Annotated in this window: 17 protein-coding genes and 2 pseudogenes; 16 read left to right on the top strand and 3 right to left on the bottom strand. The window is 73.7% G+C overall.

The genetic code is table 11. The features are described 5' to 3' along the window. The first annotated feature begins 199 nt into the window (after positions 1–199). From ACFWPT_RS20805 to ACFWPT_RS20760, 10 genes and pseudogenes are all read left to right on the top strand, one after another. Complete coding sequence (locus ACFWPT_RS20805) at positions 200–1,201, top strand: MBL fold metallo-hydrolase (protein WP_380483272.1); 1,002 nt, start codon at positions 200–202, stop codon at positions 1,199–1,201. Positions 1,202–1,217: 16 nt separating this feature from the next. Then, positions 1,218–1,787, top strand: a pseudogene (locus ACFWPT_RS20800) (molybdenum cofactor guanylyltransferase); the annotation flags it as partial. 108 nt (positions 1,788–1,895) lie between these two features. Beyond that, a pseudogene (locus ACFWPT_RS20795) lies at positions 1,896–2,177 on the top strand (DUF6457 domain-containing protein); the annotation flags it as partial. Next, a complete protein-coding gene (locus tag ACFWPT_RS20790; RefSeq protein ID WP_380483270.1) occupies positions 2,174–3,427 on the top strand; it encodes a molybdopterin molybdotransferase MoeA in 1,254 nt (417 codons plus the stop codon). The pseudogene ACFWPT_RS20795 and the gene ACFWPT_RS20790, both read left to right, overlap by 4 nt. Before the next feature lie 49 nt (positions 3,428–3,476). Then, positions 3,477–4,523, top strand: a complete 1,047-nt coding sequence (locus ACFWPT_RS20785) for a potassium channel family protein (RefSeq protein WP_380369749.1) — start codon at positions 3,477–3,479, stop codon at positions 4,521–4,523. Positions 4,524–4,570: 47 nt separating this feature from the next. Continuing rightward, a complete protein-coding gene (locus tag ACFWPT_RS20780; protein WP_380369751.1) occupies positions 4,571–5,548 on the top strand; it encodes an NAD(P)H-quinone oxidoreductase in 978 nt (325 codons plus the stop codon). 134 nt (positions 5,549–5,682) lie between these two features. Further along, positions 5,683–6,387, top strand: coding sequence for a hypothetical protein (locus ACFWPT_RS20775; RefSeq protein WP_380483268.1), 705 nt, complete (start codon positions 5,683–5,685; stop codon positions 6,385–6,387). A 198-nt stretch (positions 6,388–6,585) separates the two neighbouring features. Further along, positions 6,586–7,197 carry a bacterial proteasome activator family protein gene (locus tag ACFWPT_RS20770; protein ID WP_208869088.1) on the top strand — a complete coding sequence of 204 codons (612 nt, stop codon included), beginning with the start codon at positions 6,586–6,588 and terminating at the stop codon, positions 7,195–7,197. A 257-nt stretch (positions 7,198–7,454) separates the two neighbouring features. Next, on the top strand, positions 7,455–8,921 hold the full coding sequence (locus tag ACFWPT_RS20765; protein ID WP_380483265.1) for a protein kinase: 1,467 nt from the start codon (positions 7,455–7,457) through the stop codon (positions 8,919–8,921). A gap of 264 nt (positions 8,922–9,185) precedes the next feature. Next, entirely contained in the window at positions 9,186–10,832 is a 1,647-nt protein-coding gene (locus ACFWPT_RS20760) for a protein kinase (RefSeq protein WP_107453050.1), read from the top strand. Positions 10,833–10,852: 20 nt separating this feature from the next. On the opposite strand, the gene ACFWPT_RS20755 is transcribed toward ACFWPT_RS20760, so the two are convergent. Both ACFWPT_RS20755 and ACFWPT_RS20750 read right to left on the bottom strand, forming a co-directional pair. Next, positions 10,853–11,953, bottom strand: coding sequence for a phosphotransferase (locus tag ACFWPT_RS20755; protein WP_079135737.1), 1,101 nt, complete (start codon positions 11,951–11,953; stop codon positions 10,853–10,855). Positions 11,954–12,020: 67 nt separating this feature from the next. Continuing rightward, entirely contained in the window at positions 12,021–12,680 is a 660-nt protein-coding gene (locus ACFWPT_RS20750) for a response regulator transcription factor (protein WP_063348500.1), read from the bottom strand. Between the two features lie 426 nt (positions 12,681–13,106). On the opposite strand from ACFWPT_RS20750, the gene pdhA reads away from it, so the two are divergent. From pdhA to ACFWPT_RS20720, 6 genes are all read left to right on the top strand, one after another. After that, the gene (gene pdhA, locus ACFWPT_RS20745; protein ID WP_380369767.1) at positions 13,107–14,261 is read left to right on the top strand and encodes a pyruvate dehydrogenase (acetyl-transferring) E1 component subunit alpha; all 1,155 of its coding nucleotides are present in this window, start codon (positions 13,107–13,109) and stop codon (positions 14,259–14,261) included. Beyond that, positions 14,261–15,235, top strand: coding sequence for an alpha-ketoacid dehydrogenase subunit beta (locus ACFWPT_RS20740; protein ID WP_063348502.1), 975 nt, complete (start codon positions 14,261–14,263; stop codon positions 15,233–15,235). The genes pdhA and ACFWPT_RS20740 overlap by 1 nt, the downstream gene beginning before the upstream one ends. Before the next feature lie 15 nt (positions 15,236–15,250). After that, positions 15,251–16,735 (top strand): dihydrolipoamide acetyltransferase family protein, encoded by a 1,485-nt coding sequence (locus tag ACFWPT_RS20735; protein WP_380483263.1) that lies wholly within the window; start codon positions 15,251–15,253, stop codon positions 16,733–16,735. A 254-nt stretch (positions 16,736–16,989) separates the two neighbouring features. Then, positions 16,990–18,213, top strand: a complete 1,224-nt coding sequence (locus ACFWPT_RS20730; protein WP_380369773.1) for a benzoate/H(+) symporter BenE family transporter — start codon at positions 16,990–16,992, stop codon at positions 18,211–18,213. Between the two features lie 230 nt (positions 18,214–18,443). Beyond that, complete coding sequence (locus tag ACFWPT_RS20725) at positions 18,444–19,622, top strand: M64 family metallopeptidase (protein WP_380369776.1); 1,179 nt, start codon at positions 18,444–18,446, stop codon at positions 19,620–19,622. A gap of 100 nt (positions 19,623–19,722) precedes the next feature. Further along, positions 19,723–21,102, top strand: coding sequence for a nitrate/nitrite transporter (locus ACFWPT_RS20720; protein ID WP_380483261.1), 1,380 nt, complete (start codon positions 19,723–19,725; stop codon positions 21,100–21,102). A 57-nt stretch (positions 21,103–21,159) separates the two neighbouring features. Here ACFWPT_RS20720 and ACFWPT_RS20715 read toward each other — a convergent pair whose 3' ends face one another. Then, positions 21,160–22,008, bottom strand: a complete 849-nt coding sequence (locus tag ACFWPT_RS20715) for a Bro-N domain-containing protein (RefSeq protein ID WP_380483259.1) — start codon at positions 22,006–22,008, stop codon at positions 21,160–21,162. Positions 22,009–22,097 lie beyond the last annotated feature (89 nt).

Raw genomic sequence — 22,097 nt, 5'->3', positions numbered from 1 at the left:
AGGCAGTCCTGGACCATCGCGGTGAGCACGGCGTCCGGGGGCAGGCCGCCCACGACGCCAAGGCGCCGGCCGTCCGGACCGCGATGTGACCTGAGCCGGAAGGCGCGCCCCGCCGGGCGCGCCTTCCGCGCAATCCGACACCGGTACTCCCATGCTGTAGGGCGCAGGAAGTCCGACCGCCGACCAGAGGGAGCAGCCAGTGACGTCGTCCCCGCCCGAGGAGGGCGCCGGCGCGGAGCGCACGGCCGCCGAGGCCGCCGCCCCGGACCACGAGCGGCCCGCCCGCCCGCTGGAGGTCGCCGTCTTCACCGGCCCCGAATCGGCCTTCTTCGCCACCTCCACCCTGATCCTCGGCGAGCGGACCGCGATCCTGGTCGACGCCCAGCTCACCCGCAGCGCCGGCCGCGAACTCGCCGAATGGGTCGCCGGCAAGGGCCGCCGACTGCTCGCCATCGTCGTCACCCACCACCACCCCGACCACTACTTCGGCGCCGAGGAGGTGCTGAAGCTCTTCCCCGACGCCCGGCTGCTGGCCGCGCCCGCCGTGGTCGACGGCATCCGGCGCACCGCCGCCGCCAAGGTCGCCCAGTGGAAGCCGGTCTACGGCGACGACATCCCGGACCACCCGCTGATCCCCGCCCCGCTGCTGCCGCAGCCCCTCATGCTCGACCGCCAGGTCATCCCCGTGCTGCTGCTCGGCCAGGCCGACTGCGGCGACTCGACGGTCGTCCACGTGCCGAGCATCCGGACGGTGATCGCCGGGGACTTCGCCTACAACGGCACCCACGTCTGGACCGCCGACACCACCCCGGCCCAGCGCACCACCTGGGGCCACAACCTCGGCCGGATCGCCGACCTCGGCGTGGACCGGGTCATCGCCGGCCACCGCGCCCCCGACCAGGGCGACGACGCCGCCCGGGTGCTCGCCTTCACCGGCGAGTACCTCCAGGACTTCGACCGGCTGCTGGCCGTGCACCCGGACGACCCGGAGGCCCTGGTCACCGCGATGAACGAGCGGTACGGGGAGCTGACGCTGCCGGCCATCCTGGAACTGGGCGCCGCCGCCAACACCGCCCGGGCGGCGCGAGGGGGCGAGATCGTCGAGGCGGAGATCGTCGAGGACGACATCATCGAGGCGGAGATCGTCGAGGACGAGATCACCGAGGAGCGCACGGAGCCCGGGAAGGGCGAAACCGAGTAGGGCGGATACTGGCCGCATGACGCCCTACGACGTGATCGTCCCGGCCGGCGGGGCCGCCCGTCGCCTCGGCGGGGCCGACAAACCCGGGCTGACCGTGGGCGAGACCACCCTGCTCGACCGGGTGCTCGCCGCCTGCGCGGGCGCCCGCACCACCGTCGTGGTCGGCCCCGGCCGGCCGACCGCGCGCACCGGCGTCCGCTGGACCAGGGAGCAGCCGCCGGGCGGCGGGCCGGTCGCCGCCGTCGCCGCCGGACTCGACCTGGTCACCGCGTCGACCGTGCTGCTGCTCGCCGCCGACCTGCCGTTCCTGGACCGGCGGACCGTCGACCGGCTGGTCACCGCCCTCGCCGAGGCCGGCCCGGCCGTCGACGCCGCCGTCCTGGTCGACGCCGGCGGGCGCGATCAGCCGCTCGCCGCCGCCTACCGCACCGCCCCGCTGCGCACCGCGCTGGCCGCCCTCGGCGATCCGGCCGGCCTCCCGCTGCGCCGCCTCACCGGCGGTCTCGCCCGGCAGTTGGTGGCCGACACCGACAACGTCGCCTACGACTGCGACACCTGGGAGGACCTCGAACAGGCCCGGGAGCGCGACCGGTCGTAGGGGCGCCCTAGGGGTCCGTGCTCACGGCCCGCGCGGGCGTCCGTGCGGGAAACGACGCGCGCCGCACACGGGGCGAACACTCCGGGGAAACCGCCGATCAGGCAGCATGGGCGCATGGAGCGCACGCTGGAAGACTGGATCGCCGAGGTCAGGGCCGACCTGGGCATCGACCTGGACGTCGACGTCCGGGGACTGCTCGACCTCGCCCGGGTGGTCGCGCACGGGGTGGCCCGCCCGGCCGCGCCGCTGACCGCCTTTCTGATCGGCTACGCGGCCGCCCAACAGGGCGGCGGGCCGGAGGCCGTGGCCGAGGCCGCCCGGCGGACCGCCGCGCTCGCCGAGCGCTGGAGCGCCGCCGCCGGGCCGGGCGAGCCGTGAGCGCCGTCGGGCAGACCACCGTGGCCGCCCCGTCGACCGGTCCCGGCGTGCTGGGCTGGGCGCAGGCCCGCGAGGCCGCCCGCCGGGCCGGGCTGCGCCCGCTGCCGGCGGTCGGGCTGCCGCTCGCCGAGGCGCTCGGCCGCACCCTCGCCGAGCCGCTCACCGCGCTGACCGACCTGCCCGCCTTCGACACCTCCGCGATGGACGGCTGGGCGGTCGCCGGGCCGGGCCCCTGGCGGGTCGCCGGGCGGGTGCTGGCCGGCCGGGCGGCACCCGCGCCGCTGGCCGACGGCGCCGCCGTCGAGATCGCCACCGGCGCCCAACTGCCGCCGGGCGCCACCGCCGTCCTGCGCCGTGAGCACGGCCGCTCGGACGGCACGTTGCTGCACGACTGCGGCCGCCACCCGCTGACCACCGGTCAGGACGTCCGCCCGCGTGGCCAGGAGTGCCGCCGCGGCGAGGCGTTGCTGCCCGGTGGCGTCCCGGTCGGCCCGGCCGTGCTCGGCCTGGCCGCCGCCTGCGGTCACGACCGGCTCGCCGTGCGTCGTCGCCCGGTGGTCGAACTGCTCGTCCTCGGCGATGAGTTGCTCGCCTCGGGCGTCCCCGGTCCGGGCCTGGTCCGGGACGCGCTCGGGCCGCTGCTGCCGCCCTGGCTGCGGGCGGCCGGTGCCGAGGTGGCCGAAGTGCGGGCCGTCCGGGACGACTTCGGGCTGCTCCGGGACGCGCTGCGGCACTCCACCGCCGACATCGTGGTCACCACCGGCGGAACGGCGGCCGGCCCGGTCGACTTCCTGCACCGGGCCCTCGCCGAGGCCGGCGCCCGACTGCTGGTGGACGGCGTGGCCGTTCGCCCCGGACACCCGATGCTGCTGGCCGAACTCCCGTCGGCCGCATCCCCGTCGGCCGGCCCCGCCGGGGGCGGACTTCCGGGCGGGCGGCACCTGGTGGGGCTGCCCGGCAATCCGCTGGCCGCCGTCGCCGGGACGGTCACCCTCGCCCTGCCGCTGCTGCACGCCCGCAGCGGGCGGTCCGCCGTCACTCCGGTCCTCGCACCCACCGCCGTCGGCCTGCCCGGGCACCCGGTGGACACCCGGCTGCTGCCCGTCCGGCACACCGCCGACGGCGTCGTCCCACTCGCCTTCGACGGGCCCGCGATGCTGCGCGGCCTCGCCCGGGCCGAGGCGCTGGCCGTGGTCCCGCCCGGCGGCGCGGCGGCCGGCGCACCCGTCGAACTGCTGGAGGCACCGTGAACGGGCCCACCGGGGCGTGCGCGTCCCACGACAGCCGGGAGGCGACCGCATGAGCAGGCTGCGGGGTGCGCCCGCCCCGGGGACCGAGCCGTGGTCGGACGCCGGGATCGTGCTGCCCGCCCGGCGGAGCGCGCCGGCCGTCCGGCAGGTCGGCTCCCGGCTGCTGGTGGCGCTCGCCGTCCTGGTCGCCACGACGCTGATCGTCTACGTCGACCGGGCCGGCTACAACGACAACGCGGGCGGCGGGGTCAGTTTCCTGGACGCGGCGTACTACGCGACCGTGACGCTGTCCACCACCGGGTACGGCGACATCACCCCGTACAGCGACGCCGCCCGGCTCACCAACATCTTCGTGATCACCCCGCTGCGCGTGGTGTTCCTGATCATCCTGGTCGGGACCACGCTGGAGGTGCTCACCGAACGAACCCGCCAGCAGTGGCGGTTGAACCGCTGGAGGTCCACCGTGCGCGAGCACACCGTCGTCATCGGGTACGGCACCAAGGGCCGCAGCGCCGTCGACACCCTGCTCGGGCAGGGCGTGAAGAAGGACGAGATCGTCGTCGTCGACCCGCAGCGCAAGGTGATCGACCAGGCCGCCCGGCACGGGCTGGTCGGCGTGGTCGGCGACGCCACCCGCACCGACACGCTGCTGCGGGCCGAGGTGCCCACCGCCGCCCGGGTGGTGATCGCGCCGGAACGGGACGACACCGCCGTCCTGGTCACGCTGACGGCGCGCCAGCTGAACAAGGGCGCCACCGTGGTCGCGGCCGTCCGGGAGGACGAGAACGCCCCGCTGCTGCGGCAGAGCGGCGCCGACGTCGTCGTCACCAGCTCCAGTTCGGCCGGGCGGCTGCTCGGCCTGTCGATGCTCAGCCCGCACGCCGGCGCGGTGATGGAGGACCTGCTCACCTACGGCAACGGCCTGGACGTGGTCGAGCGCCCCGTCACCCGGGCCGAGGCCGGGCACAGCCCGCGCGCGTGCGAGGACCTGGTGGTCGCGGTGGTCCGCGGCCGGCGGGTGCTCAACTACACCGAGCCCGAGGCCGCCGTGCTCCAGCTCACCGACCGGGTGATCGTGATCAAGTCGACCGGCTGACGCGGGCCTTGCCCCCTCCTCGCCGTGACGCGCAGTAGGTTCGGGGCATGCATGCGATGACGATTCCCGTACCCGGCGGTCCCGAGGCCCTCGTGTGGGCGGAGGTGCCCGACCCGGTGCCCGGCGAGGGCGAGGTCCTGGTCGAGGTGGCGGCCACCGCCGTCAACCGCGCCGACCTGCTCCAGCGGCAGGGCCACTACAACCCGCCGCCCGGCGCCTCGCCCTACCCCGGGCTGGAGTGCGCCGGGCGGATCGCCGCCCTCGGCCCGGGCGTGTCCGGCTGGGCGGTCGGCGACGAGGTATGCGCGCTGCTGTCCGGCGGCGGGTACGCGCAGCTCGTCGCGGTGCCGACCGGACAGCTGCTGCCGCTGCCCAAGGGCCTGGGCTTCGAGGAGGCCGCCGCGCTGCCCGAGGTCGCCTGCACGGTGTGGTCCAACGTGTTCCTCACCGCCCACCTGCGGCCCGGCGAGACGGTGCTGCTGCACGGCGGCGCGAGCGGCATCGGGACCATGGCGATCCAGCTGGCGAAGGCGGTCGGCGCGCGGGTCGCGGTCACCGCGGGCAGCGCCGGGAAGCTGGCCCGGTGCGTCGAACTCGGTGCCGACATCGCGATCGACTACCGCGAGCAGGACTTCGTCGAGGCGGTCAAGGAGGCCACCGGCGGGGCCGGGGTGGACGTGATCCTGGACATCATGGGCGCCAAGTACCTGCAGCGGAACGTGGACGCGCTGGCCGTCAACGGGCGGCTGGTGATCATCGGGCTGCAGGGCGGCGTGAAGGGCGAGCTCGACCTCAACGCGCTGCTGCGCAAGCGCGCCGCGGTGATCGCCACCAATCTGCGCGGGCGCCCGCTGGCGGAGAAGGCGGCGATCGTGGCGGCGGTGCGCGAGCACGTGTGGCCGCTGGTGGAGTCCGGGGTGGTGAAGCCGGTGATCGACCGGGTGCTGCCGCTGACCGACGCCGGCGACGGGCACCGGGCGCTGGAGGCGGGGGAGCAGGTCGGCAAGGTCGTGCTGCGGGCCTGAGCCGGGTCCGCGGGGCTGCGGCCCGGGGCGGAACATCCGAAATGCCCTGATCGTCGGATTGTGTGAGGCTGGTTCGGAGCTGTCCCGCCGCCGACCCCGCCGCGCGCGGTCGGCCGTCGGAAGGACCTCCGACCGTGGCCGCACCAACGCACCTCCTCGGGCCGCTGCCCGCCGCGCCGCACCACCGTCGTACCCGCCGTACCGGCCCGGGCCGGGCCCAGCGACTGATCGCGGCGGCCGTGCTCGGGCTCACGCTCCCGCTGGCCGCCGCTTCGGCGGCCGCCGCCGTCGGGCCGGCGTCGTCGTCGCCGCCCCCGTTCACCGCTGAGCCCGCCGCAGTGGGTGGGCCGGAGCCCGAGGCCGTTCCGGCGGTCGGGCCGCCGCAGCACCCGCGCCCCGGCCGGGGCGACGCCCGGGTGTACCGGCGCTGGGCGGTGTGGGCGCCCGAGCGCGCCGACACCGCCCCGGAGCGGGCGCCGGACCGGGCTCCCGAGCAGATCCCCGGGCAGGCTCCTGCGCAGATCCCCGGGCAGAACCCTGCGCAGGTTCCCGAGCAGAACCCCGACCAGGTTCCCGACCGGAGTACCGGGCAGGCCGGTGCGGGGGACCAGCCCGAGGCCGACCAGGGCGCCCCGGACACGGCGGATGCCGCCGCACCGAACGCCGCCGCCGCATCGGACGCCGCCGCCGCGACCGCCCAGGCCATCGCCGCCGCCGTCCCCGCCGTCCTGCCCGCCCGCTGGCGGGACGCCTCGACCGTCCAGTTCCCGCTGGGCGCGGGGCTGGGGTTGATCGGCTGCGGCCTGGGGTTGATCGGGTTGCGGCTGCGCCGGGGCTGAGTCGCGGGGCGGGTGCGGCGGGGGAGGTTCCGTGAGGGGTGTGTGCACGCCCCAGGGGGGCCGGGGCGGGCCGGGAGCTGAGTATCCGTACGGATTCCGGGGCGGCGCCCGGGGGCGTACCGTCGTCAGCGGTGGCTCAGGACGGCGGTTGTACGGGGGCTTCCGCCCGACCAACCCCAGTGAGAGAGAATGTTGTTCATGACGAATCCGATGAACGAGCGCTCGTTTCAGCAGCCATTCCAGGCCGCGGGCGGGCAGTCGCAGGACGGCCAGAAGGTGCTGATCGTCGGACCGGACGGGCTGCCCGTGGGCCAGGGGTTCGCCGGCTCGGCGGGGGACGAGGACGAGGGCGACCTGCCGCGTGAGCTCCCGGTGACCGAGATGGTCGAGCAGCCCGCGAAGGTCATGCGCATCGGCAGCATGATCAAGCAACTGCTGGAGGAGGTCCGGGCGGCGCCCCTCGACGAGGCCAGCCGGGCCCGGCTGAAGGACATCCACGCCAGCTCGATCAAGGAGCTGGAGCTCGGTCTGGCCCCCGAGCTGGTCGCCGAGCTGGAGCGGCTGTCGCTGCCCTTCAACGAGGACATCATTCCGACCGAGGCGGAGCTGCGGATCGCCCAGGCCCAGCTGGTCGGCTGGCTGGAGGGCCTGTTCCACGGGATCCAGACCGCGCTGTTCGCCCAGCAGATGGCGGCGCGGGCCCAGCTGGAGCAGATGCGGCGGGCGCTGCCGCCCGGTCTGCACGGCGGCGAGCTGGACGAGGACGAGCCGGGCCAGGGCCGCGGCATCCGTTCCGGCCCGTACCTGTAACGGGCCGCCGACACCGGACGTACCACGACGGTCCGCCCCGGGCCGGGGCGCCGTCCGGCGGCGCCGGCGGTCCGGGGGCAGGACCGGCCCTGGACCGATCACCGTCGGCGTCAGCCGATACCCTGACCCCTGTCGCAGGCCGGTCGTACCGCCGCGGCAGGGGTCCGCCAGGCCCGCGGGCCCGGCCCACCACGCACGGACGAGACCGAACGTCACGGTCGCGGCGCCACGGCCGCGCCGAGGGGGAGCAGAGGACCATGAGCGAGCACGGCAACGCGGCGGTCGGAGGCTCCTCCCTGGGCAACGGCCGCTATGTGCTGCAGCGGCTGCTGGGCGAGGGCGGCATGGCCTCGGTGCACCTCGCGTACGACAGCGTGCTGGACCGGCAGGTCGCGCTGAAGAGCATGCACAACGAGCTGGGCCGGGACGCCTCGTTCAAGGAGCGGTTCCGCCGTGAGGCGCAGGCGGTGGCCCGGCTGGAGCACCCGAACATCGTCACGGTGTACGACAGCGGCGAGGACGTCGCGCCGGACGGCTCCAGCACCCCGTACATCGTCATGCAGCTGGTGGACGGCAAGGGCCTGCGCGAGGCGATCAACGAGGCGGTCGCCCAGTGCGGCGCGATGCCGACCGAGGAGGCCCTACGGGTCATCGTCGGCGTGCTGAACGCGCTGGAGGCCTCGCACGACATGTCCCTGGTGCACCGCGACATCAAGCCCGGCAACGTCATGTTCGACCGCAAGGGCAACGTCAAGGTCATGGACTTCGGCATCGCCCGGGCGCTGGAACCGGGCGCCACGTCGATGACGCAGACCGGCATGGTGGTCGGCACCCCGCAGTACCTGTCGCCCGAGCAGGCGCTCGGCAAGCCGGTGGACGCCCGCTCCGACCTCTACTCGGTCGGCGTGATGCTCTTCGAGATGCTCACCGGGCAGCTGGTCTTCGACGGCGACTCGGCGTTCTCGATCGCCTACAAGCACGTCCAGGAGGAGCCGCCGGCGCCGTCCACCCTCAACCGGTCGGTCACCCCGACGGTGGACGCCTTCGTCGCCCAGGCGCTGCGCAAGGACCCGGCGCACCGGTTCCAGAGCGCGGCGGCGATGCGGGACGAGGCGGAGCGGCTGATCGCGGCCGCGAAGGGCGGCGGCAGCGGGCACCCGTTGCAGGCCAGCACGCCGCTGGTGATCAACGAGGGGCCGCGCTCGGTGCACGCGGCGCCGCAGACCCCGCACCCCCAGTACCCGCAGCAGGCTCCGCCGCCGCAGCAGCCGCAGTACCGGACCCCGCCGCCGGCCTTCCAGCCGCCGCGTCCGCAGGGGCCGCAGACCCCGCACCCCCAGTACCTCCAGCAGCCTCCGCCGCCGCAGCAGCCGCAGTACCGGACCCCGCCGCCGGCCTTCCAGCCGCCGCGTCCGCAGGGGCCGCACACGCCGCACCCCCAGTACCTCCAGCAGGCCCCGCCGCAGCGGGCGCACACCCCGCCGCCGCAGCCGATGCCGCCGTACCAGCAGCCGAAGGCGCCCAGCGGCGGCGGCTGCTCGACGGCCGTGGTCGTCATCGCGATCATCGTCGGCGTGCTCGTGCTGGCCGGCATCATCATCGCGATCGTGGTCAACAAGGCACAGGACAACAAGACGAAGACCAAGACCGGGCACACCGCCGGTGAGCGGCCCGCAGTGGTGCTGGTGGTTGACCTTCCGGTCGACCGGAATGGCCTGCTCTGACGCTTTCCGGCCGGTTCGGGCGTGCCACGGGCCCGCGCCGGAGGCGGTAGCGTTCGGGGATACGAAGCGACAGGGCACCGCGATCCGAGCGAACGCCCGGGGCGAGGAGCGATGGCACAGACGCAGCAGCCGGATGACGGAACGGGTGCCGGAGCTGACGGCCGGACCGGCGGGACGCCGAGGATGCCCGGACCCGGCAACGACGCCGCGACCAGCGCGTTTCCCCCGGTCGGGCCCGGCGGCCCGCAGACCCCCGGCCGCGGCATGGCCGCGCCGCTGGGCACGGTCGGCGACGGCCGCTACCGGCTGACCTACCGGCTCGGCCGCGGCGGCATGGCCGAGGTGTTCGCGGCCGAGGACGTACGGCTGGGCCGGACGGTCGCGGTCAAGCTGCTCCGCGGCGAGCTGGCCCAGGACGACATCGCCCGGCTGCGGTTCACCCGCGAGGCACACGCCGTCGCGGGGCTCAACCACCACTCGATCGTCGCGGTCTACGACACCGGCGAGGAGTACGCCGGGGACGAGTCCACGCCGTACATCGTGATGGAGCTGGTCGAGGGCCGGACCGTCCGCGAGCTGCTGGTGGACGAGGACGCGCCGCCGGTCGACCAGGCGCTGATCATCATCGCCGGGGTGCTGGAGGCGCTGGCCTACAGCCACCGCAACGGCATCGTCCACCGGGACATCAAGCCCGCCAACGTGATCATCACGACCGCGGGCGCCGTCAAGGTGATGGACTTCGGCATCGCCCGGGCGCTGACCGGCACGGCCAGCACCATGACCCAGACCGGCATGGTCATGGGCACCCCGCAGTACCTCTCGCCCGAGCAGGCCCTCGGCAAGCCCGTCGACCACCGCTCCGACCTGTACGCGGCCGGCTGCATGCTGTACGAACTGCTGGCGCTGCGCCCGCCGTTCACCGGCGACACCCCGCTCTCGGTGGTCTACCAGCACGTCCAGGACATGCCGGTGCCGCCCTCGCAGGCCAACGGCCGGGTGCCGGTCGGGCTGGACCAGCTGGTGCTGCGCTCGCTGGCCAAGAACCCGGACGACCGCTTCCAGGACGCCGACGAGTTCCGCGCGCACCTCCAGCACGCGCTGCGCGAGATGCACGGCGCGGGCGGCGCGGGCTGGGCCGGCGCGACGGCCGGGCTGGCCGCCGCGGGGCAGGGGAACACCGACGCCACCCAGGTGATCCGGCCCGACCAGACCGCGGCCACCGCGGCCTTCGGCGCGATCGGCCCCGGCGACCAGACCTCGGTGCTGCCCTACCAGGGGATGGGGGGCCCGGGCGGCCCGCACACCCCGTCGACGCCCTACCCGGGGGCCGGCGGCCCCTACGGTGGCGACGACGACGGCGACTCCGGCCGTCGGCGCGGGCCGTGGGCCTGGGTGGCCGGCGCCGTGGCCGTGCTGCTCGCGGCCGGGGTCGGCATGGCGTTCGCGTTCAGCGGCAACGAACCCGGGAACTCGCACATCGTGCCGCCGACGCCGCTCCCGGCGGTCAGCACGACCGAGCCCAGCACGCCGCCCCAGAGCGGCTCGCAGAGCCCGCCCGCGTCCAACACCGGCAGCCGGCGCCCGACGCAGCCGACCGAGAACGGCAGCAACGGCGGCAGCTACAACAACGGCGGCAACAACAACGGCAACAACAACGGCGGCAACAACAACGGCAACAACAACATGTCGCCGTCGCCGGGTTCGGGCAAGCACTCGACGACCCCGTCGCCCAGCCAGACCCCCAGCCACACCCCGCCCCCCACCACGGCGCCCGGCACGCCCAGCACGGCGCCGACCACCCCGAGCACGGGAAGCGGCGGCAGCACGGGGGCGGCCACGCAGCCGCCGGTGACCAAGTCGAACCCGCCGGCCACCCAGCCGCCGGCGACCCAGCCGCCGGCGACGCCCTGATCGGGCCGGGCTGACACCGGTCAGTTGGCGAAGGCGTCCAGGACCTGTTCGTACTCCTGGCACCACCACGTCAACTGGCCGGCCGAGGCGGGGTAGAGCGGGTCGGCCCGGTGGTCGGCCCGCTGGTAGCGCCACTGGAGCATCCAGAAGTCGTTCAGCCGCTCCCACCAGACCCGGTGGACGGCGGCGGCCAGGTGTTCGGCGGTGGCGGCCCCGGTGGCCCGGTAGGACTGCGAGTAGTGGCGGACCCGCACCAGGTCGAGGGTGCCGGACGCCCGGTCGTTGAAGAGCAGCGTGGCGGCGCGGACGGCCTCCTCGGCGCGCGGCTGCGGGCCGAGCTTGTCCCAGTCCAGGACGGCCGCGACCGGGCCGCCGTCGGGGCCGTCGCCGTACAGCAGGTTGAGTCCGTGGAAGTCGCCGTGGGTCCAGCCGGTGGGCGGGGCGGTCTGCGGGGCGGGGCGGCGGTGGGCGTGTTCGGCGAGCAGTTCCAGCCGTTCGGTGAGCCGCCGTTCGACCAGCGCGTCCAGGTCGCCGTACGGGCGGTGGTCGCGGGCGTGGCGCCGCAGGTCGCGGGCGAGGTCGGCGCTGTCGAGGGGGTCGGCGGTGCGGTAGCCGGGGGGCTGTTCGAAGGGGGCGCACACGTCGTCGAGCGCGCCGTGCAGTCGGCCGAGCAGCGCGCCGAGCGCGTCGCACTGCGGCGGGGAGAGGTCGGTACCGTGCCGGTGTCGGCCATCCACCCAGGGGAACAGCGCGAACAGCCGGCCGCCGTAGCCGGCCACCGTGCCGGCTCGTTCGGCGCAGGTCAGCGGGGGTGCGACGGGCAGTCCGAGGGCCTGGAGCCCGGCCATCGCCCGGTGGTGGGCGACGATCTTCGGGCGGCTGGCGGTGGCGGCGTCGACGTAGCACTTCAGGAAGTACGCGCCGGTCTCGGTGGTGACCCGGTAACCGCGGTTCAGCAGGCCTTCGGCGACCGGTTCGGCGGTCAGCAGCCCCCCCACCCGGTAGCGGCCCAGGACCTCGGCGAGTGCGGCGCGCGGGACGGGCGGACTGAGGGTCCCTATCGGCGGCGCGGAGAGGTCGGGGCGGGCCGGGGAACAGGAGAGGGTCTGGCTGAAAGTCACAGCCAGAGGTTAGGGCCCCCGTGCGGGGGCCCTTGACAAGTCGTCAGTTCTGTGATCGCTGTTCTGATCAGTGCTGCTGGTCCGCCTGGTGCCGTGCCACGAAGGCCGCTGCCTGGGTGCGTCGCTCCATGCCCATCTTGGCGAGCAGACTGGAGACGTAGTTCTTCACCGTCTTCTCGGCCAGGTGCAACTCGTTGCCGATCTGACGGTTGGTCATCCCCTCGCCGATCAGATCGAGGATCCGGCGCTCCTGCTTGGTGAGTTGCGCCAGCCGCTCGTCCTCCTTCTCGCCGCCGTCGCGCAGCCGGGCCAGCACCCGGCTGGTGGCGACCTGGTCGAGCAGCGACTTGCCGGCCGCGACGTCCCGGACGGCGGTGATCAGGTCGGTGCCGCGGATCGCCTTCAGGACGTAGCCGGACGCGCCCGCCATGATCGAGTCGAACAGCGCCTCGTCGTCCGAGAACGAGGTCAGCATCAGGCACTTGATCTCCGGCATCCGGGACCGGATCTCCCGGCAGACCTCGACCCCGTTGCCGTCCGGCAGCCGGACGTCGAGCACCGCGACATCGGGGTGGACCGCCGGGATCCGGGTGAGCGCCTCGGCGGCGGTGCCGGCCTCGCCGACCACCTCGATGTCGTCCTCGACCGAGAGCAGATCGTGCACGCCCCGCCGGACAACCTCGTGATCGTCGAGCAGGAACACCCTGATTTGTCCGTTATCAGTCACGTCCAAAGCCTCCCATATCACCGTACGGAAGACCTATCGTCCCTGGTGCCGCAGCCAGGTGGTCCGACCGGGGCGGTCCGAAACCGATACCGAGAACCCCCTTACGTACGGGCCCGCGCCCGGATAACGTGCGCTGGTGTCCTGAAGGCGCCCGAATTGAGAGCTGCGTCACGCGGTCCGTCACCCCCACCCTTCCGACGGCGCGCTGCCCGCGGCACCCTCGGGGTTGTAGGCCCTGAACAAGTAGGACGTCCTAGCGCAAGCGCGCCAAGGGCGGACGCTGGGTAACGTTCTCGTGAGGGACGCCGTCGGAACAGGATCACCACCTGCCCCGCAGTAGGAGCGCACACCCACGCGCGCCCCGCGAGGCGGTGACCGGACCGGTCACCGGCGACCCCGGGCGGCCGGACAGACCGAGGAGTGAACGTGACCGTCAAAAGCACGGCGAGGGCCCGCAAGAAGGCGGCCCCCGGCGTCCCTGACACCCTCCGCGCCACGGGGAAGGACGCCCAGCCGGAGCTCGTACAGCTGCTCACCCCGGAAGGCGAGCGGGTCGAGCACCCGGACTACCCGCTCACCACCACCCCGGAGGAGCTGCGCGCCCTCTACCGCGACCTGGTGCTGGTCCGCCGGTTCGACGGCGAGGCCACCGCACTCCAGCGCCAGGGCGAGCTGGGCCTGTGGGCCTCGCTGCTCGGCCAGGAGGCCGCCCAGGTCGGCTCCGGCCGCGCCATGCGCACCGGCGACTACGCCTTCCCCACCTACCGCGAGCACGGTGTCGCCTGGTGCCGCGACGTCGACCCGCTCAACCTGCTCGGCATGTTCCGCGGCGTGAACCACGGCGGCTGGGACCCGAACGAGAAGAACTTCCACCTGTACACCATCGTGATCGGCGCGCAGGCCCTGCACGCCACCGGCTACGCGATGGGCATCAGCAAGGACGGCGCCGACGACGCGGTCATCGCCTACTTCGGCGACGGCGCCTCCAGCCAGGGCGACGTCAACGAGGCCTTCACCTTCGCCTCGGTCTACAACGCGCCCGTCGTGTTCTTCTGCCAGAACAACCAGTGGGCGATCTCCGAGCCCACCACCACCCAGACCAAGATCCCGCTGTACCGCCGCGCCTCCGGCTTCGGCTTCCCCGGCGTCCGGGTCGACGGCAACGACGTGCTGGCCTGCCTGGCCGTCACCCGCTGGGCGCTCGACCACGCCCGCAGCGGCAACGGCCCGGTGCTGATCGAGGCGTTCACCTACCGGATGGGCGCGCACACCACCTCCGACGACCCCACCCGCTACCGGCCCACCGAGGAGACCGAGGCCTGGAAGGCCAAGGACCCGATCGCCCGGCTCCGCGCCCTCCTGGAGAGGGAGGGCCTGGCCGACGAGGAGTTCTTCACCGCGATCGACGCCGAGAGCGAGCGGCTGGGGCTGCGGGTGCGCGAGGGCGTGCGCGGCATGCCCGACCCGGACCCGACCCTGATCTTCGACCACGTGTACAGCGAGCCGCACGCGCTGGTCGATGAGGAACGGGCCGAGTACGTCCAGTACGCGGCCTCCTTCGAGGCGGGGGAGAACCACTGATGGCCGGTCAGCTCAGCATTGCCAAGGCGCTCAACGGCGCGCTGCGCAAGTCGCTGGAGAGCGACCCGAAGACCGTCCTGATGGGCGAGGACATCGGCAAGCTCGGCGGCGTCTTCCGGATCACCGACGGCCTGCAGAAGGACTTCGGCGAGGGACGGGTGATCGACACCCCGCTCGCCGAGTCCGGCATCGTCGGCACCGCGATCGGCCTGGCGCTGCGCGGCTACCGCCCGGTGGTGGAGATCCAGTTCGACGGCTTCGTCTACCCGGCCTTCGACCAGATCGTCTCCCAGCTGGCCAAGATGCACGCCCGCGCGCTCGGGAACATCAAGCTCCCGGTCACCATCCGCATCCCCTTCGCGGGCGGCATCGGCGCGGTCGAGCACCACAGCGAGTCGCACGAGGCGTACTTCGCGCACACCGCGGGCCTGCGCGTGGTCAGCCCGTCCAACGCGCACGACGCGCACTGGATGCTGCGGCAGGCCATCGCCTCGGACGACCCGGTGGTCTTCCTGGAGCCCAAGCGCCGGTACTGGGACAAGGGCGAGGTCGGCGACGCCGCCGACCTCGGACTGCACGACGCCCGGATCGTGCGCTCCGGCACCGACGCCACGCTGCTCGCCTACGGCCCGATGGTCAAGGTCTGCCTGGAGGCCGCCGCGGCCGCCGAGGAGGACGGCCGCCGCCTGGAGGTCGTCGACCTGCGCTCGCTCTCCCCGGTGGACTTCACCACCCTGGAGGAGTCGGTCAAGCGCACCGGTCGGGCCGTCGTGGTGCACGAGGCGCCGGTCTTCCTGGGCATGGGCGCCGAACTGGCCGCCCGGCTCACCGAACGGTGCTTCTACCACCTGGAGGCGCCCGTCCTGCGGGTCGGCGGCTACCACGCGCCGTATCCGCCGTCCCGCGTCGAGGAGGCCTTCCTCCCCGACCTGGACCGCGTGCTCGACGCCGTCGACCGCGCACTCGCGTACTGATCCGGGGGAGCGAAGATGACCACCGAAGTTCGCTCGCTCCGCGAGTTCAAGATGCCCGATGTGGGCGAGGGCCTGACCGAGGCCGAAATCCTCAGCTGGTACGTCAAGCCCGGTGACACCGTCACCGACGGGCAGGTCGTGTGCGAGGTGGAGACCGCCAAGGCGGCGGTGGAGCTGCCGATCCCGTTCAACGGGGTCGTCGAGCAGCTCTTCTTCCCCGCGGGCGCGACGGTCGACGTCGGCACCGTGATCATCTCGGTCGCGGTCGCCGGGGAGGCCGGGGCCGCGGCTCCTGCCGCTCCTGCTGCTGCTGTTGCGTCCGTCGCCGCCGCCGCGCCGGCCGAACCGGCCGAGCCCGAGCGGCGCGAGGTGCTGGTGGGCTACGGCCCGCGCACCGGCACCGCCCAGCGCCGGGCCCGGCGCACGACCACGACGACCGTCACCGCGACGCCGGCTCCGGCCGCGCCCGTCGTGCCGGCCGCTTCCGTCGTGCCGGCCGCTCCGGCACCGGCCGCACCGGCCGCACCGGTCGCGACCGCCTCGCCCGTCCTGGCCGAACAGCCCGCCGGGGGGCGGCCGTTGGCCAAGCCGCCGGTGCGCAAGCTGGCCAAGGACCTCGGCATCGACCTGCGCGCGGTCGTCCCGACCGGCCGGGACGGTGTGATCACCCGCGAGGACGTGCACGCCCACGCGTCGGCCCTGGCCACCGCGCAGGCCACCGCGCAGGCCGCCCCGGCGGCGGCGCCCGTCGAGGCCGGGCCGGTCGGTGCTGCGGTGCCGGTGCCGGTCACCGTGACGGGCGACGTCCGGGTGCCGATCAAGGGCGTCCGCAAGGCGACCGCGCAGGCGATGGTGGCCTCGGCCTTCACCGCCCCGCACGTCACCGAGTTCGTCCAGGTCGACGTGACCCGCACGATGAAGTTCGTCCGCCGGCTCAAGGAGAGCGGCGAGTTGGGCCGGGACGTCCGGATCAGCCCGCTGCTGCTGGTCGCCAAGGCGCTGCTCACCGCGGTCAAGCGGCACCCCGAGATCAACGCGCAGTGGGACGAGGCGGCCCAGGAGATCGTCATCAAGGGCCAGGTGAACCTCGGCATCGCCGCGGCCACCCCGCGCGGCCTGATCGTCCCCAACATCAAGGACGCCGGCGGCAAGACCCTCACGGGCCTCGCCGTCTCGCTGGGCGAGCTGATCGACACCGCCCGCCAGGGCAAGACCTCGCCGGGCGACATGCAGGGCGGGACCATCACCATCACCAACGTCGGCGTCTTCGGCGTCGACACCGGCACCCCGATCCTCAACCCCGGCGAGGCCGCGATCCTCGCCGTCGGCACGATCCGGGACATGCCGTGGGTGCACAAGGGCAAGGTCGTCCCGCGTCAGGTGACCACGCTGGCGCTCTCCTTCGACCACCGCCTGGTGGACGGGGAGCTGGGCTCCAAGGTGCTGGCCGACGTGGCCGCGCTGCTGGAGCGCCCGAAGCGCCTGATCACCTGGGGCTGACGGCCCGGGACGTCACGAACGGGAAGCCGCGAAGGGGCCTTCCCCCACACCGCCGTGTGGGGGAAGGCCCCTCCGCTTCTGCCCGCCCGTCGGCCGGCGCTGGGAGCGAGGCCGGCGGACGGCGATCAGGACCAGCCGATGACGGACGCGCTCTCCGTGCCTTCATCCGTACAGACGTGCATCCTCGCCGGGGGTTGCGGGTGGTTTCAAAGACTTTTCCGGGGCCCCGGCGCGGCGTTCGGGATACTTCCGGAATGACTGAAGAGCTGACGGTCCGACCGGAGACGGTGCCGGACGGGGGCGAGGAGCGCCGGTCGCTGCGACGGGACGTGTCGGGGCCGGCGCTGCTGGCGGGGCTGGTCTGCATCGCGGTGTCGTTCTCGGGGCCGCTGGTGGTGGTGCTCGCGGCGGCGGCCGCCGGACGGCTGGACGCGGCGCACACGGCGTCCTGGATCTGGGCGGTGGCCATCGGCAGCGGGCTGAGCGGCTTCGCGCTGAGCTGGTGGACCAGGACCCCGGTGATCACCGCCTGGTCCACCCCGGGCGCCGCGCTGCTGGTGACCAGCCTGGGCGCGTACCCGTACCGGGAGGCGGTGGGGGCGTTCCTGGTGAGCGCGGTGGTGGTGACGCTCTTCGGGGTGACCGGCTGGTTCGGCCGGCTGATCGCGGCGGTGCCGGCCGGGATCGTCAACGCGATGCTGGCGGGCATCCTGTTCTCCTTCGGCGCCGGGATCTTCGGCGCCGTGCACGGCGCGCCGGTGCTGGTGGTGGGCAGCCTCGCGGCCTTCCTGCTGGCCAAGCGGCTGGCCCCGCGGTACGCCGTCCCGGTGGCGCTGCTGGTGGGCGGGGTGCTGGCGGCGCTGACCGTCGGACTCCCGCTGCACCTGGGCGCGGGCGGGCCGACCCGGCCGGTGTTCACCGTGCCGGGGTTCTCCTGGGCGGCCACGGTGGGGCTGGCGCTGCCGCTCACGATCGTGGTGCTGGCCTCGCAGAACGCACCGGGCCTCGGGGTGATGCGGGCCTTCGGCTACCGGCCGGACGACCGGCTGCTGATCGGGTCGACCGGTGTGGTGTCGCTGCTGCTGGCGCCGTTCGGCTCGCCGGGGGTGAACCTGGCGGCGATCACGGCGGCGATCTGCTCCGGCCCGGAGAGCCACCCCGACCCGCGCCGCCGCTACGTCGCGGGGATGTCCTCGGGCGTGCTGTACGTGCTGGTGGGCAGCTTCGGCGGGGTGCTGGTGAGCCTGTTCACCGGCCTGCCGAAGGAACTGATCGCGGTGATCGCCGGGGTCGCCCTGCTGGCCTCGCTGCAGGGCAGCCTGGCGGCGGCGGTGGCGGACGAGCGGGGGCGGGACGCGGCGGTGGTGACCTTCCTGGCCAGCGCCTCGGGGATGAGCCTGTTCGGGATCGGCTCGGCCTTCTGGGGCCTGCTGTTCGGGCTCGGCACCCACCTGGTGCTGAACCTCCGCAGGCGCTGACGAGAGGCCTGTCATCGGCCATATTCCAGTCATTGGGATGACTGGTGAGGTGAGGGTCATTCGGCCAGGTCGGTGACATTTTCGGCGCGCGGTAGGGGTGACACACCCGTCCGGGTACGTCTTCGCTCCACCACCCGGGCTACGCCGGGTGACCGGAACCCCGAGGACGCACCCGTATGCCACCTGGCAACCCTGGCCGTCTCGTTCGGAGTCTGGCCGCGCTCGTGCTGGTGTCCACCGCCGTACTCCCCGCCGCCCTGGAACTGGTCGGCCCCTCGCCGTTCGGCGTGATCGGGCCGGGCGCCCCCGCCGACCGGGCGGTCCCGCCGCACAGCGCACAGCGCTCCGACCGCCGGACCGTCACGGCCGCCCCCACCGTCGACATACGCCGCACCGGGGACCCGGCCAACCGGATCACCCTGGTCCTGCTCGGCGACGGCTACACGGCCACCGAACAGGACCTGTTCCGACAGCAGGTCGACCGGGCCTGGCACGCGCTGATGGCCATCGAGCCGTTCCGCACCTACCAGGGGTTCTTCAACATACGGCGGGTCGAAGTGGTCTCCCCGGTCTCCGGGATAGCCGAGACCGAGAGCCGCGGCCGCAACCCCGCCACCCCGCTCGGCATGCACTTCTGGTGCGACGGAACCGCCCGGCTGCTCTGCGCCGACGAATCCGCCACCGCCCGGTACGCGGGCGACAGCTCCGGGCCGCAGTACCTGATAGCCCTGGCCAACTCCACCGAGTACGGCGGCGCCGGCGGCACCGGGGTGACCACCCTGGCCGGCGGCAGCCCGGACGCCGGGCGGATCATCCAGCACGAGATCGGGCACACCGTGGGGGACCTCGGCGACGAGTACGACAGCGCCCCGGACGACGCCGAGTACCCGAACCTCGCCACCCTCGACGCCGACGACATGCGCAAGAAGCAGACCAAGTGGTGGCGCTGGCTGGGCGCGCAGTCCCCGGACGGCGCCGGGACGGTCGGCGCCTACCGCAGCGCCAACGGCCTCTACCGGCCCACCCCCGACTCGGTGATGCGCACCCTGGGCAGCGCCTACAACCTGCCGTCGCGCGAAGCGATCATGGAGGAGCTGTACCGCAGGATCCGGCCCACCGACGCCCCGTCGCCGCCGCCCGGCGAGGTGAGCGGGCACCCCCGGCTGAACGTCCGGCCGGTGCCGCTGACCGGCCCGCGACAGCTGAAGGTCGAATGGAAGGTGGACGGCGTCGCGGTGACGCCGCAGGCCGCCGACGGCACCTGGCTCGACACCGACCAGCTGAACCTGGCCCCGGGCCGGACGGCCACCGTCACGGCGACCGTCCGGGACACCACCGACTGGGTGCGGGACGAGGCCTTCCGGGACCGCTACATGACCCGGTCGGTGGCCTGGACGGTGACCGGCTGACGCGCGGCTGACGCCCGGTCCGCGGAATCCGTGGTCCGTGGACGATCGACCGCACCCCGCACTGGGCGTCCCATCATGGGATGACTAGTCTGGTCGCACTATGACCGTGGAGCCCGCCCGTTCAGCCGAACCCCTGTCCGTCCCCGCTCCCCGAACCGCCGACTCGCCGCCGTCGGCCGCCCCCGCGCCGTCGGCCGCCCCCGCGCCGTCGGCAGCCCCCGCGCCGTCCCCGCCCGGCGGGCGCGCGGCCTGGCTCGCCTGGTCCATCGGCGTCAGCGTCTACATCCTCGCGGTGATCCACCGCACCAGCCTCGGCGTGGCCGGACTGGACGCCGCCGACCGCTTCGGCATCGGCGCCTCCGCGCTCTCCACCTTCTCGATCCTCCAGGTGCTGGTCTACGCGGCCATGCAGATACCGGTCGGCCTGCTCGTCGACCGGATCGGGCCGCGCCGGGTGCTGCTGATCGGCGTCGTCCTGCTGAGCTTCGGCCAACTGGCCTTCGCGTTCAGCTCCTCCTTCGCCCCCGCGCTGGCCTCCCGGGCGGTGCTCGGCTGCGGCGACGCGATGACCTTCATCAGCGTGCTGCGGCTCGCCGCCCGGTGGTTCCCCGCCGCCCGGAACCCGTTCGTGGCCCAGCTCACCGGCCTCGCCGGAATGGGCGGCAACCTGATCACCACCGTGGTGCTCGCACAGGCCCTGCACCGCGAGGGCTGGACACCCACCTTCACCGCGATCGCCCTGCTCGGCGTCGCGGTCTTCGCGCTGGTCGCGCTCTTCCTCAAGGAGGCCCCGGCCGCCGCCGTACGGCCGGTCGAACACCCGCCCGCGCCGCGGCCGAACGTCGGCCGACAGGTCCGCGCGTGCTGGCGCGAACCGGGCACCCGGCTCGGGCTCTGGGTGCACTTCACCACCCAGTTCCCCGGCAACGCCTTCGGCCTGCTCTGGGGCCTGCCCTACCTGGTGGAGGCGCAGGGCCTCTCCCGGGCCGCGGCCGGCGGAATGCTGACCCTGCTGGTGCTCAGCAACATGGCCTTCGGCTTCCTGTTCGGCCGGGTGCTCTCCGTCTCGGCGCGGGCCCGGATGCCGATCGTCCTCACCGTCATCACGGCCACCGCCCTCGGCTGGGCGCTCGTCCTGGCCTGGCCCGGCGGACACCCGCCGATCTGGCTGCTGTCCGCCATCATCGTGGTGATGGGCAGCAACGGCCCCGCCTCACTGGTCGGCCTCGACTACGCCCGCGCCCGCAACCCGGTGGAGCGCCTCGGCACCGCCTCCGGGATCGTCAACATGGGCGGCTTCATCGGCACGATGATCACCCTCTTCGGCATCGGCGTCCTCCTCGACGGCCTCTCCCCGGCCGGCACCGACTCCTACTCGGCCGACGCCTTCCGCTGGGCGTTCTGCTGGCAGTACGTCCCGCTGGCGGTCGGCACGGCGATGATCCTGCGCCTGCGCCGCAAGGTCGCGGCGGGGGCGTAGGGTCTCTGAACTGCGAAGATGCGGGAAACCCTTGTTCAGAACAAGGGTCTCCCGCGATTACAGCCCGATACCCCGGAGCACCTCGGTGACCTCCGGCGGCCGTCCGTAGAGCTGGACCCGGTCGATCACACAGAGCACCGTGCCCTCCGGCGGCATCATCGGTGTACGAGCCGGATGCGCCCCCGGTCGCGCCGGCTGCTCGGCGGCTTCGCGCCGCATGCGGATCAGGTCCACCAGCTTCAGTTTGGGGCAGCCGGGGACGATCCGGCTGGCCCGGATTCCGACTCGTTCCTCGCTCGGGCAGGCGAAGTAGGCGCCGAACGGCGGCCCGCTGTCGTCTTCCCGGCTTGGCAGGTGGAGGACCATCTCGCCGTGCTGGCAGTGGACCGTCCCGTCCGAGCGGACGGTCAGGCCGGGCCAGTTCTCGTGGTCGATCTCGGCGACGATCCGTACCTGTTGTCCGATCGCCTCGGTCAGGGTCCCCGCCATCCGCCGCTGCTGGGTGGGGATGTCGGTGTCCCCGCGGCGGACGGAGGGGAGAAGTTCCTCAGTGACCCACGCGCGGAACGGCCGGGCGGACTTCTTGTCCGACCTCATGAGAAGGGTGTACAGCCCTGCCTCACTCACCACGCCGAGCAATGGATTTCCTCGTTGATAGGCTTTCTGAGCTGGGGAAATGGCCAAACCATCAGCTCGGCTGATGGTTACCGAACGCAAGTCGACGGTGCGGTGCTGGTGGGTTTCCAGCCCTTTGACGGCGAAGGCCGGGTTTCCTCGGCCCAGGATTCGGCACACGTCCGCCGTGACGAACCACGGTTGTCCGTCGATCATCACGACTCTGATCGGTTGTCCCGTGACCGGGAAGCTCGATCGAACCAGAGTCATCTGCTGCTGTTCGTCGTCCATGGGGACGCCCCTCCTTCTTCCGGGTGGTGGTGGGAGTGCCCGGAACAACGAGGTCGAACGGGTGAGGTGTTGGTGCTGGATTGACGGAT

The organism is Kitasatospora sp. NPDC058478, from assembly GCF_042720345.1.
Taxonomy (GTDB): Bacteria; Actinomycetota; Actinomycetes; order Streptomycetales; family Streptomycetaceae; genus Kitasatospora.
The sequence above is the reverse complement of the archived record's forward strand: the minus strand, read 5'-3'. Positions and strand labels throughout refer to the sequence as shown.

What these genes read in the sequence shown, in the direction of transcription:
- ACFWPT_RS20785 (WP_380369749.1), top strand. Translation starts at nt 3,477, where the DNA reads ATGAGCAGGCTGCGGGGTGCGCCCGCCCCGGGGACCGAGCCGTGGTCG.
- ACFWPT_RS20780 (WP_380369751.1), top strand. Translation starts at nt 4,571, where the DNA reads ATGCATGCGATGACGATTCCCGTACCCGGCGGTCCCGAGGCCCTCGTG.
- ACFWPT_RS20770 (WP_208869088.1), top strand. Translation starts at nt 6,586, where the DNA reads ATGACGAATCCGATGAACGAGCGCTCGTTTCAGCAGCCATTCCAGGCC.
- ACFWPT_RS20765 (WP_380483265.1), top strand. Translation starts at nt 7,455, where the DNA reads ATGAGCGAGCACGGCAACGCGGCGGTCGGAGGCTCCTCCCTGGGCAAC.
- ACFWPT_RS20760 (WP_107453050.1), top strand. Translation starts at nt 9,186, where the DNA reads ATGGCCGCGCCGCTGGGCACGGTCGGCGACGGCCGCTACCGGCTGACC.
- ACFWPT_RS20740 (WP_063348502.1), top strand. Translation starts at nt 14,261, where the DNA reads ATGGCCGGTCAGCTCAGCATTGCCAAGGCGCTCAACGGCGCGCTGCGC.
- ACFWPT_RS20735 (WP_380483263.1), top strand. Translation starts at nt 15,251, where the DNA reads ATGACCACCGAAGTTCGCTCGCTCCGCGAGTTCAAGATGCCCGATGTG.
- ACFWPT_RS20730 (WP_380369773.1), top strand. Translation starts at nt 16,990, where the DNA reads ATGACTGAAGAGCTGACGGTCCGACCGGAGACGGTGCCGGACGGGGGC.
- ACFWPT_RS20720 (WP_380483261.1), top strand. Translation starts at nt 19,723, where the DNA reads ATGACCGTGGAGCCCGCCCGTTCAGCCGAACCCCTGTCCGTCCCCGCT.
- ACFWPT_RS20715 (WP_380483259.1), bottom strand. Translation starts at nt 22,008, where the DNA reads ATGGACGACGAACAGCAGCAGATGACTCTGGTTCGATCGAGCTTCCCG.